General features: G+C 42.8%; 16 protein-coding genes and 1 tRNA gene. 16 read left to right on the top strand and 1 reads right to left on the bottom strand.

Annotation, left to right across the window (positions count from 1 at the left end):
• The 15 genes from K1X76_09770 to K1X76_09840 all read left to right on the top strand — a co-directional run.
• On the top strand, positions 1-243 hold a 243-nt coding region (locus tag K1X76_09770; protein ID MBX7149355.1), incomplete at its 5' end, for a hypothetical protein.
• 88 nt (positions 244-331) lie between these two features.
• On the top strand, positions 332-2,095 hold the full coding sequence (locus K1X76_09775; protein ID MBX7149356.1) for a long-chain fatty acid--CoA ligase: 1,764 nt from the start codon (positions 332-334) through the stop codon (positions 2,093-2,095).
• A gap of 75 nt (positions 2,096-2,170) precedes the next feature.
• A complete protein-coding gene (locus K1X76_09780) occupies positions 2,171-2,563 on the top strand; it encodes a DUF4870 domain-containing protein (GenBank protein MBX7149357.1) in 393 nt (130 codons plus the stop codon).
• Positions 2,564-2,689: 126 nt separating this feature from the next.
• Positions 2,690-3,028 carry a DUF2752 domain-containing protein gene (locus tag K1X76_09785; GenBank protein ID MBX7149358.1) on the top strand — a complete coding sequence of 113 codons (339 nt, stop codon included), beginning with the start codon at positions 2,690-2,692 and terminating at the stop codon, positions 3,026-3,028.
• 90 nt (positions 3,029-3,118) lie between these two features.
• Positions 3,119-3,445, top strand: coding sequence for an SCP2 sterol-binding domain-containing protein (locus K1X76_09790; GenBank protein ID MBX7149359.1), 327 nt, complete (start codon positions 3,119-3,121; stop codon positions 3,443-3,445).
• A 72-nt stretch (positions 3,446-3,517) separates the two neighbouring features.
• Entirely contained in the window at positions 3,518-4,450 is a 933-nt protein-coding gene (meaB, locus tag K1X76_09795) for a methylmalonyl Co-A mutase-associated GTPase MeaB (GenBank protein MBX7149360.1), read from the top strand.
• 239 nt (positions 4,451-4,689) lie between these two features.
• Positions 4,690-4,761 (top strand) — tRNA-Val (locus tag K1X76_09800).
• Between the two features lie 36 nt (positions 4,762-4,797).
• Positions 4,798-6,573 carry a threonine--tRNA ligase gene (thrS, locus tag K1X76_09805; protein MBX7149361.1) on the top strand — a complete coding sequence of 592 codons (1,776 nt, stop codon included), beginning with the start codon at positions 4,798-4,800 and terminating at the stop codon, positions 6,571-6,573.
• 73 nt (positions 6,574-6,646) lie between these two features.
• On the top strand, positions 6,647-7,150 hold the full coding sequence (infC, locus tag K1X76_09810; protein MBX7149362.1) for a translation initiation factor IF-3: 504 nt from the start codon (positions 6,647-6,649) through the stop codon (positions 7,148-7,150).
• A 16-nt stretch (positions 7,151-7,166) separates the two neighbouring features.
• Complete coding sequence (gene rpmI, locus K1X76_09815; protein ID MBX7149363.1) at positions 7,167-7,364, top strand: 50S ribosomal protein L35; 198 nt, start codon at positions 7,167-7,169, stop codon at positions 7,362-7,364.
• A gap of 92 nt (positions 7,365-7,456) precedes the next feature.
• Positions 7,457-7,810: a 50S ribosomal protein L20 gene (rplT, locus tag K1X76_09820; protein MBX7149364.1), complete on the top strand. Its 354-nt coding sequence runs from the start codon at positions 7,457-7,459 to the stop codon at positions 7,808-7,810.
• 98 nt (positions 7,811-7,908) lie between these two features.
• Complete coding sequence (locus K1X76_09825) at positions 7,909-8,940, top strand: phenylalanine--tRNA ligase subunit alpha (protein MBX7149365.1); 1,032 nt, start codon at positions 7,909-7,911, stop codon at positions 8,938-8,940.
• Positions 8,937-11,315, top strand: a complete 2,379-nt coding sequence (gene pheT / locus K1X76_09830; GenBank protein ID MBX7149366.1) for a phenylalanine--tRNA ligase subunit beta — start codon at positions 8,937-8,939, stop codon at positions 11,313-11,315. Before K1X76_09825 ends, pheT begins: the two co-directional genes overlap by 4 nt.
• A 118-nt stretch (positions 11,316-11,433) precedes the next feature.
• Positions 11,434-11,709, top strand: coding sequence for an integration host factor subunit alpha (locus tag K1X76_09835; GenBank protein MBX7149367.1), 276 nt, complete (start codon positions 11,434-11,436; stop codon positions 11,707-11,709).
• A 62-nt stretch (positions 11,710-11,771) separates the two neighbouring features.
• On the top strand, positions 11,772-12,176 hold the full coding sequence (locus K1X76_09840) for a MerR family transcriptional regulator (protein MBX7149368.1): 405 nt from the start codon (positions 11,772-11,774) through the stop codon (positions 12,174-12,176).
• Positions 12,177-12,217: 41 nt separating this feature from the next.
• Here K1X76_09840 and K1X76_09845 read toward each other — a convergent pair whose 3' ends face one another.
• Entirely contained in the window at positions 12,218-13,180 is a 963-nt protein-coding gene (locus K1X76_09845) for a homoserine kinase (GenBank protein ID MBX7149369.1), read from the bottom strand.
• Positions 13,181-13,252: 72 nt separating this feature from the next.
• On the opposite strand from K1X76_09845, the gene mutS reads away from it, so the two are divergent.
• Positions 13,253-15,841: a DNA mismatch repair protein MutS gene (mutS, locus tag K1X76_09850; protein MBX7149370.1), complete on the top strand. Its 2,589-nt coding sequence runs from the start codon at positions 13,253-13,255 to the stop codon at positions 15,839-15,841.
• Positions 15,842-15,852: the final 11 nt, after the last annotated feature.

The following is a 15,852-nucleotide window of genomic DNA, read 5'->3' on the forward strand; positions in this document are numbered from 1 at the left end:
GATGATAATATCGATCAAGATTGCGACCGTGCCGATGATGATAGTAGTGCGGTAGATGTGCCTTTGTGTAAAGAAGCAGGAGCTGATGGGAACTTAACCGCCTTTGGTGATGGTGGGGGCGGTGGTTGTGGTTGTGATGTGGGCGCTTCTTCTCGTGGAAGTGTGGCCTCGATGATATTGGCTATGCTGGCGTTAGGTACTTTTCTGGTTCTCAGAAAGAGGCTAGAAGCTAGCCGGAGTTAGCCCCTAAAATTTCTAGACAAAATGTACTCATTGATATAATTCCGTTATTTCAATGAGTAAACAACAGACCCCCCAAAATATTCTAAAAATGTTTGATCATACCGTGTCAATGCGCGGTAACGATGTTTCCATCCGTTTTAAAGAAGACGGTGCCTGGAAAACTTTTACCTGGAATGAAGTTTATTCTAAAGTTCTCGATTTAATAGGAGCCTTAAAAAAGTTTGGTTTAAAAAAAGGTGACCGTGTTTGTATTTTTGCAAAATCTTGCTACGAGTGGACTTTTACCGATTTAGCCATTATTGGTGCGGGTTGTGTTACAGTTCCTATTTACGAAAGTAGTCTTTCCGACCAGGCTCAATATATTTTAGATAATTGCGAAGCTAAAGCCGTGTTTGTAGGTGAGGCCACTCAGCTTAAAAAAGTAAAAGAAGTTCTTTCTACACTTCCCCATTTAAAACAAATTATATCTTTTGCAGATGTGGCCAAGGCTGACAAAAGCGATGGTATTTATACCATGGATGAACTTTTTATTTTGGGAGCCGGGCAGGGCAAGGAAACCTTTGATAAAATGAAGGACGAGCTTACGGCCGATTCTGAAGTGTCGTATGTTTATACTTCTGGTACCACGGGTCCTCCCAAGGGTGCCGTTTTAACTCATGGTAATTTTATTGGCGAAGTGGTGGCTCTTAAAAAAATGCTCCCTTTTAACCCATCCATGGAAAATTTAACCTTTTTGCCTTTGGCGCATATTTTTGCACGTATGGTGCAGTTTGCCCAAATTGATATTGGTTTTGTGCAAAGCTATGCCGAAAGCATCGATAAAATTTTAGATAATTTATCCGAAGTGCGTCCTCATATTTTAGCCAGCGTTCCCCGTATTTTTGAAAAAATTCATACCCGTGTGTTGCAGGGGGTTGAAAACGGTTCGGATACAAAAAAGAAAATTTTTAACTGGGCTGTTCGTGTGGGTGAAAAGCGTTCTCATTATTTGGTGAGAGGTCTCATGGTGCCCGTGACTCTTAAGCTAAAATGGGCTGTAGCCTACAAACTTGTTTTTTCCAAGTTGCACGATAAGTTGGGGGGGCGTATCCAGTATTTTATTTCGGGTGGCGCACCTTTATCCAAAACCATCGGCGAGTTTTTTCACGCTGCAGGTTTTCTTATTTTAGAAGGTTATGGTTTAACCGAAACCAGTGCCGCTGTAACGGTAAACACGCCAGATGCCATGAAAATTGGTACGGTAGGTAAAATTGTTCCGGGTGTTGAGGTGAAAATTGCGCCGGATGGTGAAATATTGGTTCGCGGTGGTTTGGTTTTTAAAGGATATTATAAACGCCCCGAAGAAACCAAAGAAGCCATTGATGCCGATGGCTGGTTCCATACTGGTGATATTGGTATTATTGATACCGAAGGATTTTTAAAAATAACCGACCGTAAAAAAGATATTATTGTGACCGCTGCTGGTAAAAACGTAGCGCCTCAAAATATTGAAAATCTGTTTAAAAGCGATCCTATGATCTCGCAAGTGATGATCCATGGTGATAACCGCAAATTTTTATCAGCCCTTATTACTCTTAATAAAGATCAGGTAGAAGGGTATGCCAAGGAACATAAAATACCCTTTCAAGACTATGCCGATTTGGTGAAGAATGAAAAAATATACCATCTCATCAAAACACGACTTGACGAAAAAAACCGTCAGCTGGCAAAATATGAAACAATAAAAAAATTTGCTATATTGGAAAGTGATTTTTCAATTGAAACAGGCGAGTTAACGCCTACGCTTAAGGTTAAACGCAAGTTTACATCGACCAAATATAAAGATATCCTCGATAGCTTCTATCAGGATTAAAAGTTGATGTGCTGGTGTTGGTGTTCTGATGTTTCAGGACATGAGCATACGGTACAAATTAGGGGAGCATCCACCATGGAAACAACGCCTGCAAAATCCTCCGGGACCGGATCATCCGGTTCGGGTTTAGAGCCAAATGTGGCTTCGCTGTTATGTTACGTATGTACTTTTGTAACGGGTATTGTGTTTTTGATTATTGAAAAAGACAATAAGCAGGTGCGCTTTCATGCCTGGCAGGCCATTGTGTTGGGGGGCGCTTCCTTTGTAATACAGCTGGGGCTTTCTATTTTAGGTGCTATTTTGGGTGCTATTGCCGGACCTTTGGCTATGATTATTAGTATTTTTGTACCGGTGGTTTGGCTGGCTTTCCTTATTTTCTGGATTGTAGCCATGGTAAAAGCTTACCAAGGGGAACAGTATAAAATTCCCTTTATTGGCGACATTGCCGAAAAGCAGAATAATAAATAATTCTTTCCTCATTATATCCTCCCCCTTCCACACCGTGGTGGGGGAGGGTTGGGGAGAAGGGGCTTTCCCCTGCGCTCTAAACTCTTTCCTTTTTTATCCGTTCTTTTTTTATCAATCGCCTTATTTTTGGGTTTTTTTGTAGCGCCTTCCGATGTGGAAGGTGGGTTTATTTTATGCTGGTTTAAGCGTTTAACCGGTATTGATTGCCCTGGTTGTGGGTTAACGCGGGCGTTTCTTTCTATTCCGCGTGGGCATTTATGGCGGGCCTTTTTGTATAATTGGGCATCTCCTTTTTTGTATTTGGCCTTTTTTATGTATTGGTTATCCAGTTTAATGGAACTGTTGCGAGGCAAACAAATAAGTTACCCGGGGCGTTTTGTATATGCTTTAAGCACGCTGATTATGGTGTTGCTGGTAGGGGGATGGGTGTACAAGCTGCTGATTCACTTTCATGTTTTAGGATGATTTTTTTGTTGTGTTTTGGGGATGTTTTGTTAAACCCGTAAAACCCCCACAAAACTGGGGTATTTATTATTCACTTATGGAGGATATTTTATGGCATTAACTGGAGAACAAATTTTTAACGAAAAAATTGCACAAAAATTAAAAGACAATGGCGATAAAGCAACCAGCATCAACGCTATTTACGAATTTAAATTAACCGGTGGTTCTAGTGATGTTTGGACTCTCGATTTAACCCAAGCAGGTGGTAAAATTTCTAAAGGGTCTTCGGGCAAAGCTCAGTGCACGGTAACTATTGCCGAAAGCGATCTTTCAGATATTGTTGAAAAGAAACTCAACCCTCAAATGGCTTTCATGTCGGGCAAATTAAAAGTTGCCGGAGATATGGGCCTTGCTTTAAAGCTGGGTAACGTTCTCTAAAATATTTCCCATCTTTTTTTAATACGGAACCCCGGCCCACTCTATGAGCCGGGGTCACGTTTTTTAGGCTCCATGCATCCACTTGTAACCCAAATGCTGGCCGGTGATAAGCGCGCCTTGGCGCGACTGATGACCTATGTAGATAATCAGCACGACGACCTACTGGCTATAATGAGTGATGTGTATGCTTACACCGGTAAGGCTCTTAAAATTGGGATAACGGGTCCCCCGGGTGCTGGCAAATCCACTTTGGTAGATAAGCTCATTGCCATCTACCGCAAACAAAATAAAAAAGTAGGTGTGGTGTGTATTGATCCCAGTTCGCCGTTTACGGGCGGCGCAGTTTTGGGAGATCGTATTCGCATGGTAGATCATGGTGCCGACGATGGTGTGTTTATACGCTCGTTAGGTTCCCGTGGTTCGCACGGCGGTTTGTCGAGGGCTACACGGGATGTGGTAAGTTTACTGGATGCCAGCGGAATGGATGTGGTGTTGGTAGAAACAGTAGGAGTAGGGCAGACCGAGCTTGATATTATGAGTGTGGCTCATACTACGGTGGTGGTGTTGGTTCCGGAATCGGGCGATACCATTCAAACCATGAAGGCTGGCCTTATGGAAATTGCCGATGTGTTTGTGGTAAACAAGGCCGACCGCGACGGTGCCGATCGCATTTTTGCCGAACTTAAAAGTTTAACCGAATTATTTCATAAAGATATTGTGGTAGAAGTTCTTAAAGTACAGGCCGCTAATAACATTGGCGTTGGTGAACTGGAACAGGCTATTACGCGCCATACGGCTCAAAAATCGCAGAAAAAAGAAGATGTGCTTTCTTTAATGCTGGCTGAAGAAGTGATGGATGTGGTTTTTTCAGAGCTGCATCAGACACTTAAAAAAGAGTTTAAAGCCGATGGCTTGCTTAAAGAGGCTTTTAAAGAACTGAAAAGTAATAAAAATCCCTACCGGGCTGCCGCCCATATTTTGAAAAAGCTCCGGATTTCATCTTGACAGGAGCCTATTTGATCTATAAACCATTGTTTTTGTTGTAATTTTGTCGAGTACTGCATTATTTGATTGTATGGATGCTGTACCAGTGTTTGTAACAAATTAATTTATTAGATTTTTATATGAATTAATTTGAACAAACACTAGCACTGCTTCTATTATATTTTTGTGGATGCTGTACTGGGGTTTGTAATCAAATTAGTCTATTTAGATTTTTAAATGAATTAATTTGAACAAACCCCAGGCGCGTAGCTCAGTGGTAGAGCACTTGCTCGACACGCAAGTGGTCAGCGGTTCAATCCCGCTCGTGCCTACAGTAACAACAGTGAATAGTGAATAGTGAATAGTGAATGGAACGATTTTTACCATTCACCATCCACCATCTACCATCCACCTTTAAAATGGTTTGTAGACCCGGACATGAAAACGATCCTGTAGAAAAAATGCGTCACTCAGCGGCTCACGTGATGGCGTCGGCCGTTGTGAGCTTGTATCCTAAAGCCAAAGTAACCATTGGTCCTGTGATCGATAACGGATTTTATTACGACTTTGAAATTGAAGAACCCATTCATCCTGATGATTTAAAAAAGATCGAAGCGAAGATGAATGAGATTATTAAAAAGGGCGAGCCCTTTGTGCGTAAAGAAGTATCCAAAGAAGAAGCGATCAAGTTTTTTAAGGAACGCGGTGAAAAATTTAAAGTAGAAATTATTGAAAATTTTCCTCCCGGCGAGGTAATTAGTCTTTATCAACACGGTGATTTTGTGGATTTATGCAAAGGTCCTCACGTTGAAAAAACTTCTGAGATTAAAGCGTTTCATCTTCAAAGTGTTGCGGGTAGCTACTGGCGTGGCGATGAAAAACGCGAGCGCCTGCAGCGTATTTATGGAACTGCATTTGCGAGCGATGCCGATTTAAAAGCACATCTTGCCATGCTCGAAGAAGCCGCCCGTCGTGACCACCGCAAATTAGGACGTGAACTTGAGCTTTTCAATTTTCATCCCGAAGCCCCGGCGTCTCCTTTCTTTTATCCTAAAGGAGCCATGGTTTATAATTTGCTGATTGATTACCTGCGTGGTCTTTATAAAAACCAGGGTTATTCCGAAGTGATCACGCCGCAAATTATTGATACCACCTTGTGGGAGCGTTCCGGGCATCTCGAGCATTTTAAAGACAATATGTATTTTACCGAAGTGGAAGGGCGCGAGATGGCGGTAAAGCCCATGAACTGTCCCGGGCATTGCCTGATGTTTGGCGAAAAGAAATGGTCGTATCGTGAACTGCCTGTTCGTTTTGCCGATTTTGGACGCTTGCATCGTTTTGAACGCAGTGGGGTGACCCATGGCTTAACCCGTGTGCGGACCTTTTGCCAGGATGATGCCCATATTTACTGCACTCCCGAACAAATGGATGGTGAGATTGAAGCCTTTCTTAAAATGGTGCAGCAGATTTACGATCACTTTGAGTTTAAAAACGTGCATGTAGCTTTGGCCACACGCCCCGAAAAATATATTGGGACCCCCGAAATCTGGGATACGGCCGAAAGAAAGCTGCAGGAAGCCCTTACCAAGGCCGGCCTTACCTTTACTATTAACCCCGGTGAAGGGGCCTTTTATGGGCCTAAAATTGAGTTTCAGGTAAGTGACGCGTTGGCGCGTCGCTGGCAGCTGGGCACTCTCCAGGTTGATTATTCAATGCCCGACCGTTTTAACCTCAATTATATCGATTCTAGCTCGTCGGCTTGTAGGCCTGTAATGCTTCACAGGGCTGTTTTGGGGTCGCTAGAGCGCTTTTTTGGTATTTTATTGGAGCATACGGCCGGGGCTTTCCCGTTTTGGCTATCTCCCGTTCAGGTGCAATTAATACCAATTACCGATGGACAAATAGACCATGCTTTAGGTATTAGAGATAAACTAAGGCTTTTAGGCTACCGTGTGGATGTAGATACCCGCAACGAAAAGCTGGGCCTTAAAATACGCGAAGCTCAGCTTAAAAAAATCCCTGTCATGGCGGTTTTAGGAGCCAAGGAAGTAGCGGCTAATCAGGTGAGTATCCGTGACCGCAAGGCTGGTGATTTAGGTGTGAAAAGCACAGAAGATTTTTTTGAATTGTTAAAGTCATATTAATTAATAGGAGGTTTGTATTCGTCCCCCAAATAGACGTTTCGATGGTAATCGTGATAAACAGCGCGGCCCGCGCATGAATCGTCAGATTCGTGTACCGCAAATCCGCCTTATCGGTTCTGGTGGTGAACAGATGGGTTTGTTTGCAACCGACGGGGCCATCAAAATTGCGTTTGATGAAGGTCTTGACCTGGTAGAAATTGATCCCAATGCCAATCCGCCGGTGTGCAAGATCATGGATTACGGCAAGTACAAGTACCAGCTGCAAAAGCGTCAGCATGAAAGCAAGAAAAAGCAGATTGTGGTGCATGTAAAAGAAATTAAAATACGTCCTAATATCGACGAGCATGATATTGAATTTAAACTCAACCATGTGCGCCGGTTTTTAGAGGATAAGGATAAAGCCAAAATTACATTACAGTTTAGAGGCCGCGAAATGATGCATGCCGATCGCGGTAAGGAACTGATGGACAAGTTTATTAAAGGAACTGAAGGACTTGGCGAGGTGGAAACGCCTCCCAAAATGGAAGGGCGCAATCTTTCCATGGTACTCACTCCGTTAAGTAAAAAAGCAAAGTAACAGAAGGAATGATATTATGCCAAAATTAAAAACAAACAGCGGAGCCGCTAAGCGTTTTAAAGTAACCAAAAAAGGAAAGGTGAAGTTCACCCGTACTAAACGCCGTCATCTCTTGGAATCGAAAAGCCCCAAAAAGAGTCGTCAGGGACGTAAGTCGGCTTATCTTCATAAGTCGGACGAGGCTTCCATTAAACAAATTTTACCCTACGCTTAACGCGAGAGGGTTTAAACAATCTTGTTTCCGGGTAAGAATTAACGAGTTTTGACCCATTGTGGGTTAAGCACCCGAGAAGCAGAAAGGAACAAATGGCACGTGTAAAACGCGGCACTAAGGCAAAAGCCCGCCGCAAGAAAATATTAAAAGCCGCCAAAGGATATCGTGGTGGTCAATCAAAACTTTTCCGCACAGCGGTAGAAAAAGTAGCTAAAGGTCGTGCGTATGCTTACCGCGATCGCAAGGCTAAAAAACGCGATTTTCGTGCGTTGTGGATTACCCGCATTGGCATTGCTTCTAAAATAAACGGAATCAGCTATTCCCGTTTTATGGCCGGACTTAAGAAAGCCAATATCGGTTTGGACCGCAAGGTACTTTCCGAAATTGCCGTTAATTCGCCGGTTGTTTTTAAAGAATTAATCGAAAAAGCAAAAGCAGTACTGTAACGGATCTACTCTCCCTGGCCCTCCCTTACAAAGGGAGGGGAATTCTTTGTCCCCCTTTGTAAGGGGGACTATAGGGGGTAGAGGGTTGGGGGCCCGTAGTGAAAGATTCTCTTTTATCACGCTTAGAAGAACTAAAACATTCATCTGCCGCCCTTTTTGATACGGCTGCCAGTGAGGCAGAGTTGTATCAAAAAAAGGTAGAGGTGTTGGGTAAAAAGGGAGCTTTAACCGAAATCTTAAAAGATTTAGGCAAGCTTTCGGCCGATGATCGCCCGCTTGTTGGACAGGCTGCTAATAGTTTTAAAGCAGGCCTCGAGTCGCATTACGAAGCGCGTCTTCAACATCTTAAAAGCGAAGCCATCAATAAAGCCCTATCGGCCAATACCATCGATGTGAGTTTGCCTGGCTGGAATTTACCACGTGGGGCTCATCATCCTGTGCGTCAGGTATTAGATGAAATGAAATCCATTTTTATGAAAATGGGTTTTGATTGCTTTGAAGGCCCCGAGATTGAAACCGACTTCTATAATTTTGAAGCGCTCAACATTCCTCCCGATCATCCAGCGCGGGACATGCAGGATACCTTTTATGTGTCGCCTGAGCTGTTACTCCGAACACATACCTCTCCCGTTCAAGTGCATGTGATGCAAAAAGACAAACCCCCCATCCGCATGATTGCGCCTGGCGTGGTGTATCGCTGCGATTCAGACATGACCCATACACCCATGTTTCACCAGATTGAAGGTTTATTGGTAGATAAAGGGATTCACTTGGGACATTTAAAAGCTGTGTTAGGCGAGGGGATTCAGCGCATTTTTGATAAGAAGCTCAAGATGAAATTCCGCCCGAGTTTCTTTCCGTTTACCGAACCATCTTTTGAAATGGATATTGAATGTGTGATGTGTTCGGGAAGTGGTTGTCGTGTTTGCAAGCAAACCGGCTGGCTTGAAATTTTGGGCTGTGGCATGGTGGACCCGGCTGTTTTGAAACACGTTAAAATTGATGCGAACGAGTATTCGGGTTTTGCATTTGGTATCGGTATCGAACGCGTAGCCATGCTGAAATATGGTGTAAACGATATCCGTTTATTTTTTGAAAATGATTTACGTTTTTTAAGGCAATTCTCATGAAGATTTCTTACACCTGGCTTAAAGAATTAGTTCCCGGCTTAAAAGTGAGGCCGCAGGCTATTGCAAATAGCTTAACGCTGGTAGGTTTGGAAGTAGAAGCCATCCACGATTTAGCTGCTCCTTATCAAGGTATTGTTGTTGGTGAGGTTTTGGAAAAAAAGCCGCATCCGTCTTCTGATAAACTCTCTGTATGCCAGGTGTCCGATGGCAAACAAGTAAACACGGTTGTGTGTGGGGCGCCCAATGTAGAAGCCGGTAAAAAATATCCTTTTGCTACCCTTGGTACCCGTTTTGAAAACGGGATGGTGATTGAAAAACGCAAAATCCGTGACGTAGAGTCATCGGGCATGTTGTGTTCGGCCAGCGAATTAAATTTATCATCTGAGTCTTCCGGGCTTTTAACATTGGCCGACAATGCCAAAACCGGCATGGAATTTTCCAAATTTTATGGTTTGGATGATGTGGTTTTAGAAATCGGACTCACGCCCAACCGTGGCGATTGTTTTTCTCATGTGGGTGTAGCGCGTGAAGTGGCCGCTATTTATGGTCTTAAATCAGTGTTTCCCAAAGAAGTTTCTATCAAGGGAACTTTCTCCCTTAAAAAAGAATTAAAAGTTCAAAACGCCGTTTCCAAATTATGCACGCGTTACTCGTCGCGCATGCTCAAAAATGTGAGTGTTAGCCCGTCGCCACAAGCTGTTCAAAATCGTCTGGCGGCTTTAGGAATTAGACCCATCAATAATGTGGTGGATGCTACTAATTATGTGATGCTCTTAACCGGCCACCCTGTGCATGCCTTTGATGCCCGTTTTGTGAGTGGGGGAACGATTAAAATTTCGACAGCTCAAAAACTCTCGGCCTCTCAGTTTAAAACCTTGGATGGTGTGGATCGTAAGCTGGAAGGGGAAGATCTGCTTATTGCCGATAGCGAAAAGGCGATCGCATTAGCAGGTATTATGGGTGGAGAGAATTCGGGAATTCGTTCCGATACTACTACCGTTATTTTAGAAGTGGCACAGTTTCATCCCACAGCGGTGCGTAAAACCTCGCGTCGTTTGGGGCTGGTAACCGATTCGTCTCAGCGTTTTGAACGCTTTGTCTCGCCCGAAACTATTCCTCAAGCTTTAAATCTTCTCACCAGTTTTATTATAGCCTGGGCCGGTGGTGAAGCCAGTAGCGATGTTATTGATCTCTATCCTGTAAGATTTAAAAAATTAAACCTGACACTACGCGAAGACTTTCTAAAGGGAGTGACTGGTGTTGCTTATCCTGCACGTGATATTGAAAAAATTTTAAAGGCGCTCGAATTTGCCCCTAAAAAAGCGGGGAAGGCTTTTAAGGTAACTGTTCCTTCGTATCGTTCGGATGTAACGCGTGAGATTGATTTAGCCGAAGAAATCGTCCGCTTTAAAGGGATGGATGCTATCCCGGCTGTTTTCCCGCCTGCTCTCATGCGCACGGTGTATGAATCGAACGCCGAAAAGCGTGAGAGAACACTGCGTGATTTTTTTGTGAGCGAGGGCTTTTTTGAAAATATCCATTACAGCTTTACCGATCCTGTTCTCACCCAAAAAATGGGTGTGGATCAAAGCTCGCTTCTTAATTTAATGAATCCCTTAAGTGCCGAATTATCGGTGATGCGCGATAGTTTATGGCCGCAGCTTTTATCTACGGCTTCAAAAAACTGGAGTGCTGCAGAAGGCGTGCTGCGTGTTTTTGAATGCCGTTCCATTTATCAAAAGCCTCGCATCGAAAAGAAATCGTTTGCGGCTTTATATGCCGGTGCTTATGTGAACGGTGGTTTAAATTTACCCAAAGTGCCAGTTGATTTTTATTTTGGCAAAAAAATGGCCAGCGATGCTTTTAAAAAATTGGGTTACGAAGTTTCCTTTCAAAAAGGAGCGGTGCCTGGAGTTTATCATCCGGCCAATAGTTTAGTGATTAAAGCAGGGGAGATTACGGTTGGTTATGTTGGCACTCTTCATCCCCAAATTGCCGAAAAGTTTGAAATTGGCGAAACCAATCTTTTGGAGATCGATTTAGAAGCTTTAGAGGGTGCTTCTAAGGCCTCTTTTAAGTTCCAAAAACTTAATCCCTACCCACAGGTAAAGCGTGATTTAGCGCTTGTTGTAGACCGCTCTATTAGCTACGACAGTATTGAAAAAGCGATTAAAAGTAAGCTGACACCCTGGCTTGTTAATGTTGAAATATTTGATATTTATCAAGGGGATAAGATAGAGTCTTCAAAGAAAAGCTTAAGCCTTGCTCTTACTTATGAATCGTTTGATAAAACCCTGACCGATGACGAGGTAAATAGGGCTCATTTCGAACTTGTTGATAAACTTCGTGATTCTCACGGATACCTTCTTCGTTAGGGGTATTTTTCCCCTTAAAAAGGTAGTTAAAAAAACTTATAAAAATCAATTGTCTTCCGTAATCCGTTTCTGTAATATAGTGACATTGTTCACTTTTTTTTGAATGCATGGAGGGAATATGACAAAGGCTGAAATCGTTGAATCGGTATATGAAAAGATTGGTTTTTCCAAAAAGGAAGCTCAGGATATTGTAGAACTTGTATTTGATACCATTAAAGAAACCCTCGAAAAAGGTGAGAAGATTAAAATTTCCGGATTTGGTAATTTTGTTGTTCGTCAAAAACGTCCCCGCATTGGTCGTAACCCGCAAACCGGTGAAGAGATTGAAATTACGCAGCGCAAAGTGCTTACATTTAAGCCGTCTCAAATTTTAAAAATGGCGCTGAATAAATAATGGTAAAGAGTAGTTTGCGTTTTCCCCAAAAATAATCCTTTATCTCCTCGTTATATTTTTATATGGACTTCACCATGACTGAAGCCCATCAAATTCCTGATAAATTATATTTTAAAATTGGCGAAGTTGCCGAAATTGTTGGCGTAGAGCCTTATGTTTTACGCTATTGGGAAACTGAGTTTAAAGACTTAACTCCTGTAAAATCGCGCACCAATCAACGTTTGTATAAAAAGAAAGATGTGGAGTTACTTTTATCCATCCGTGATTTGCTTCATAAACAAAAATTTACCATCAAGGGTGCTCGCGTTAAATTAAAAGATTCGCCCAAAGATAAGAAAGACAATGCCAGCCAATTGGGCTTGTATACAGCTCCTGAGGCAGAGGCCGATCCCAAACACTTGGCCCGTCACAATGTATTAAGCCAATTAAAAAGTTTAGTTCACGATATGAAAAAAGAATTGGACTGATTGAAGAAGTGAATTGTGGGTAGTTGATGGTGGATAGTTTTTTAAGAAAATTTTAGTTTTTTCACAAGGCCTGCAATCTGCTCAAAGCGTTCCACATATTCCCTGTAATCTTTAAACGGCGAGGCGGCAACCTTGCCATTCTTCAGTTCAAAATCACGCAAGCGTGTGAGGAGAAAGCGCATGGCGCTTTGTTCTAGATAATAAGCAAAATATTGTTTTTCTAAAGGACTCAACTTTCTTTTTTTCTGATAGCCCTTGAGGAAGGCTCTTACAAGGGCGGGAGAGAGTATCGTTTTTTTGTGGCAAAGGGCATGGATGCAAACGCCGATATCAAATAAAAAAGCTCCCTGGCCTGCTGCTTCAAAGTCAATCAAACCCAGCATTTTATTGCCTTGATAGAAAGTATTTTCGGGAAAGATATCGGCATGGATTAAGCCTTGTGGAATTTTCTTGGGTTCGTTTTTTTTGAGGGATGCCAGTTTTTCACGCGTGAATTTAAAAATGTGCGGGTGCTTTTGATTTAGTTTCTTTTGAATTTGTTGAAAAACTTTCTGCTGACCTTTTAAATTAAAACGGTGGGGAGGTAATTTTTGTCCGATAGTCAGTTTGTGAAGTAGCCCCAGTTTTTGCCCTAAATCGCCTAATTGCTTTTCGTTTAAACTGACAGGAGATTTGCCAAAGACTTCATCAAAAATAAGTGCAAATTTCTTTTGATAAGGGACATAAAAAGAGCCTTTGGTTGTTTTGAGGGGAACGGGAGTTTGAAAAGGGAGTTTTTTGGCAATGCGCCCTAAAAGCTTAAAAATTTTAATCTCGTTTAAAAGCCGTGTTTTTTCGGCTACCTCATCAATTTTTAAATAATAGTTTTTATGGGGATAAGTAAGGCGGTAATAGGTATTCACCGTGCCTTCCACAATACCCTTGGTTTTTACGGGTTTTTCGAGGCCAAAGGCAGTTGCAAGGGCATTAATCGTATTGTTAGAAAGTTTTGTAAAAAGGGCCATAAATTAATTGATTCTTCCCTGTATATAAGATTAAGGATGGATGGAACAGGACTTTTTAATAGCTCAACTCTTATGGCCGAAACCAGCGAATTAACACCAGCCATGCAGCAATATATGGCGATGAAAAAGGCGCATCAGGATGCGATCCTTTTTTTTCGCATGGGTGATTTCTATGAGATGTTTTTTGAAGACGCTGTTACGGCCTCCCGTGTTCTGGAGTTAACGCTCACCGCCCGCAATAAGAACCAAAAGGATTCCATCCCTCTCTGTGGTATTCCGTATCATGCCTCTCAAGGCTATATTCAAAAATTGCTGGCCAATGGTTTTAAGGTAGCTGTCTGCGAACAGATGGAAGACCCCAAACAGGCTAAGGGTGTTGTTAAAAGAGAAGTGGTACAGGTTTTAACGCCGGGGCTTGTGTTTGATCCTTTGTGTCTCGATGAAAAAAGTCACAACTATTTAGCGGCTATCTGTGGTGATGGTTCCAATTTTTCACTGGCCTTTGTGGATGTAACTACCGGGGTGTTTAAGGTAACGGAAGTATCCGGTGAAGAAAAATTATTTGATGAACTCTTAAGGTTAGAGCCTAAAGAAATTTTAGTAGAAAAAACCGAAGAACCCGCGGCATGGCAGGATAAGATTAAACTTTATTTTTCAAGCGTGCGTCTAAATCGTCTTTCTGGTTTTGCTTTTGATGCCGATTATGCCTCCGAGCTTGTCCAATCCTATTACAAAGTAAACCCGCAAGTGTTGGGCCTTGAGGCGCTCAGGCTAAAAGCGGTGGGTGCTGTTCTGGGTTATCTGAAAGAAACTAAATTTTTGCGCGAAGGCCTTATTAAAGAACCCGATGCTTATTTCTTTTACGGCTACATGGTGCTCGATCAAAGCACCAAAAAGAATCTGGAATTAACGTCTAGCATTGTTGACGGTGGTAAAAAAGGATCTTTGCTATGGTTGCTTGATGAAGCGCAGACCCCGATGGGTTCGCGTCGGATTAAGGATTGGCTTCTTTATCCGCTTGTAGATGTCGAAAAAATCAACGAGCGTTTAAGTAGTGTGGAAGAGCTCACACAGTATCCGGATATTGTGGATGAAACACGTTCTTATTTAAAAGCTGTGTCCGATATGGAACGTATTCTTAATCGTGTACTGTCGGGCAATGCCAATGCGCGTGATTTAAAAGCCTTGGCTGATTCGCTTGATAAATTGCCGCCGGTATTTTCCAAGTTATCCGGTTTTGGTGCTTTCTTGCTCACCACTATCCAGCAGAATCTCGATCTTTTAGAAGATGTGAAAGCAGATATCGAAGCCATTATTGTGGATGAACCGCCTTTAGGATTAAAAGAAGGTGGGATTATTAAAAACGGGATATCGCCTGATTTGGATGAACTGCGTAATATTGAGCATCATGGCAAATCGTTTATTTCCAATCTCGAAGCCGCTGAGCGGGATAAAACAGGCATCAGCTCGCTTAAAATCCGTTTTAACCGTGTGTTTGGTTACTATATCGAAATCACCAACACGCATGCCGGTAAAACACCGCCGCATTATGTACGCAAACAAACCTTGGCCAATGCCGAACGTTACATTACCGACGAGTTAAAACAGTACGAAGATAAAGTGCTGGGCGCGGGTGAAAAAATTAAGAATATCGAATACGATCTTTTTAGTCAGCTGCGCGAACGTGTGGCTACTCATTCCGCTCGTATCCGTAAAACTGCCAGTTTAGTGGCCGATCTGGATGCTCTTTTATCGTTTGCAACACTCGCCCGCGAAGGTGGTTATACCAAACCGCAATTTGTTGCCGAAAATGTTTTGCACATCACCAAGGGACGTCATCCGGTAGTTGAAAAACTGGTGCGTGAAGAAAGTTTTGTGCCCAATGATGTTTTTATGAATAGCGACGAAGGCTATCTCATGATGATCACCGGCCCTAATATGGCCGGTAAGTCCACCTTGATGCGGCAGGTGGCAATTATTACACTTTTGGCCCATGTGGGTTCATTTGTACCGGCTGAAGTAGTTAAGTTAGGCGTTGTGGATCGTATTTTTACCCGTATTGGCGCCTCCGACTTTTTATCCAAGGGACAATCCACCTTTATGGTGGAGATGCTCGAAACGTCTCAAATTTTAAAACATGCCACTAAAAAGAGTCTGGTTATTTTAGATGAAATTGGCCGGGGGACATCTACCTTTGACGGTTTGAGCATTGCCTGGGCGGTGAGTGAAGATTTATGTGACCGTGTAAAATCCCGTACACTCTTTGCCACGCATTATCACGAGCTTACCGATTTGGCCCACGAAAAGCCCGGGATTAAAAATTATCATATGGCCGTGAAAGAAGCGGGGGGAGAAATCCGTTTCCTGCGTGAACTGCGTGCGGGCGGTACCAATCGTAGTTATGGTGTGGCGGTGGCTCAAATGGCCGGATTGTCTCCTCAGGTTGTGGCTCGGGCCAAAAAAATACTCAAGTTGCTTGAAGATAAAGATTTAAAATTTGAATCCCGTGCGCTTCATAGTGTCCAGCCGTCTTTATTTGATGCACAGCCTCATCCTGTTCTTGAAAAATTGAAGGAAGTGGATGTGAATGAGCTCACTCCTCTTAAGGCACTCAATCTAATAGCCGAGCTGATAAAGGATTTACAAACAGACTCAAAATGAGCTAGATATGG

The organism is bacterium (assembly GCA_019695305.1).
Lineage (GTDB): Bacteria > UBA10199 > UBA10199 > UBA10199 > JAIBAG01 > JAIBAG01.

Bases quoted from the DNA above. Each gene is read 5' to 3' on its own strand.
- rpmI (MBX7149363.1), top strand. From the start codon at position 7,167: ATGCCAAAATTAAAAACAAACAGCGGAGCCGCTAAGCGTTTTAAAGTA.
- K1X76_09780 (MBX7149357.1), top strand. From the start codon at position 2,171: ATGGAAACAACGCCTGCAAAATCCTCCGGGACCGGATCATCCGGTTCG.
- infC (MBX7149362.1), top strand. From the start codon at position 6,647: ATGAATCGTCAGATTCGTGTACCGCAAATCCGCCTTATCGGTTCTGGT.
- thrS (MBX7149361.1), top strand. From the start codon at position 4,798: ATGGAACGATTTTTACCATTCACCATCCACCATCTACCATCCACCTTT.
- K1X76_09835 (MBX7149367.1), top strand. From the start codon at position 11,434: ATGACAAAGGCTGAAATCGTTGAATCGGTATATGAAAAGATTGGTTTT.
- K1X76_09775 (MBX7149356.1), top strand. From the start codon at position 332: ATGTTTGATCATACCGTGTCAATGCGCGGTAACGATGTTTCCATCCGT.
- mutS (MBX7149370.1), top strand. From the start codon at position 13,253: ATGGCCGAAACCAGCGAATTAACACCAGCCATGCAGCAATATATGGCG.
- K1X76_09840 (MBX7149368.1), top strand. From the start codon at position 11,772: ATGGACTTCACCATGACTGAAGCCCATCAAATTCCTGATAAATTATAT.
- K1X76_09790 (MBX7149359.1), top strand. From the start codon at position 3,119: ATGGCATTAACTGGAGAACAAATTTTTAACGAAAAAATTGCACAAAAA.
- K1X76_09845 (MBX7149369.1), bottom strand. From the start codon at position 13,180: ATGGCCCTTTTTACAAAACTTTCTAACAATACGATTAATGCCCTTGCA.
- rplT (MBX7149364.1), top strand. From the start codon at position 7,457: ATGGCACGTGTAAAACGCGGCACTAAGGCAAAAGCCCGCCGCAAGAAA.
- meaB (MBX7149360.1), top strand. From the start codon at position 3,518: ATGCATCCACTTGTAACCCAAATGCTGGCCGGTGATAAGCGCGCCTTG.
- pheT (MBX7149366.1), top strand. From the start codon at position 8,937: ATGAAGATTTCTTACACCTGGCTTAAAGAATTAGTTCCCGGCTTAAAA.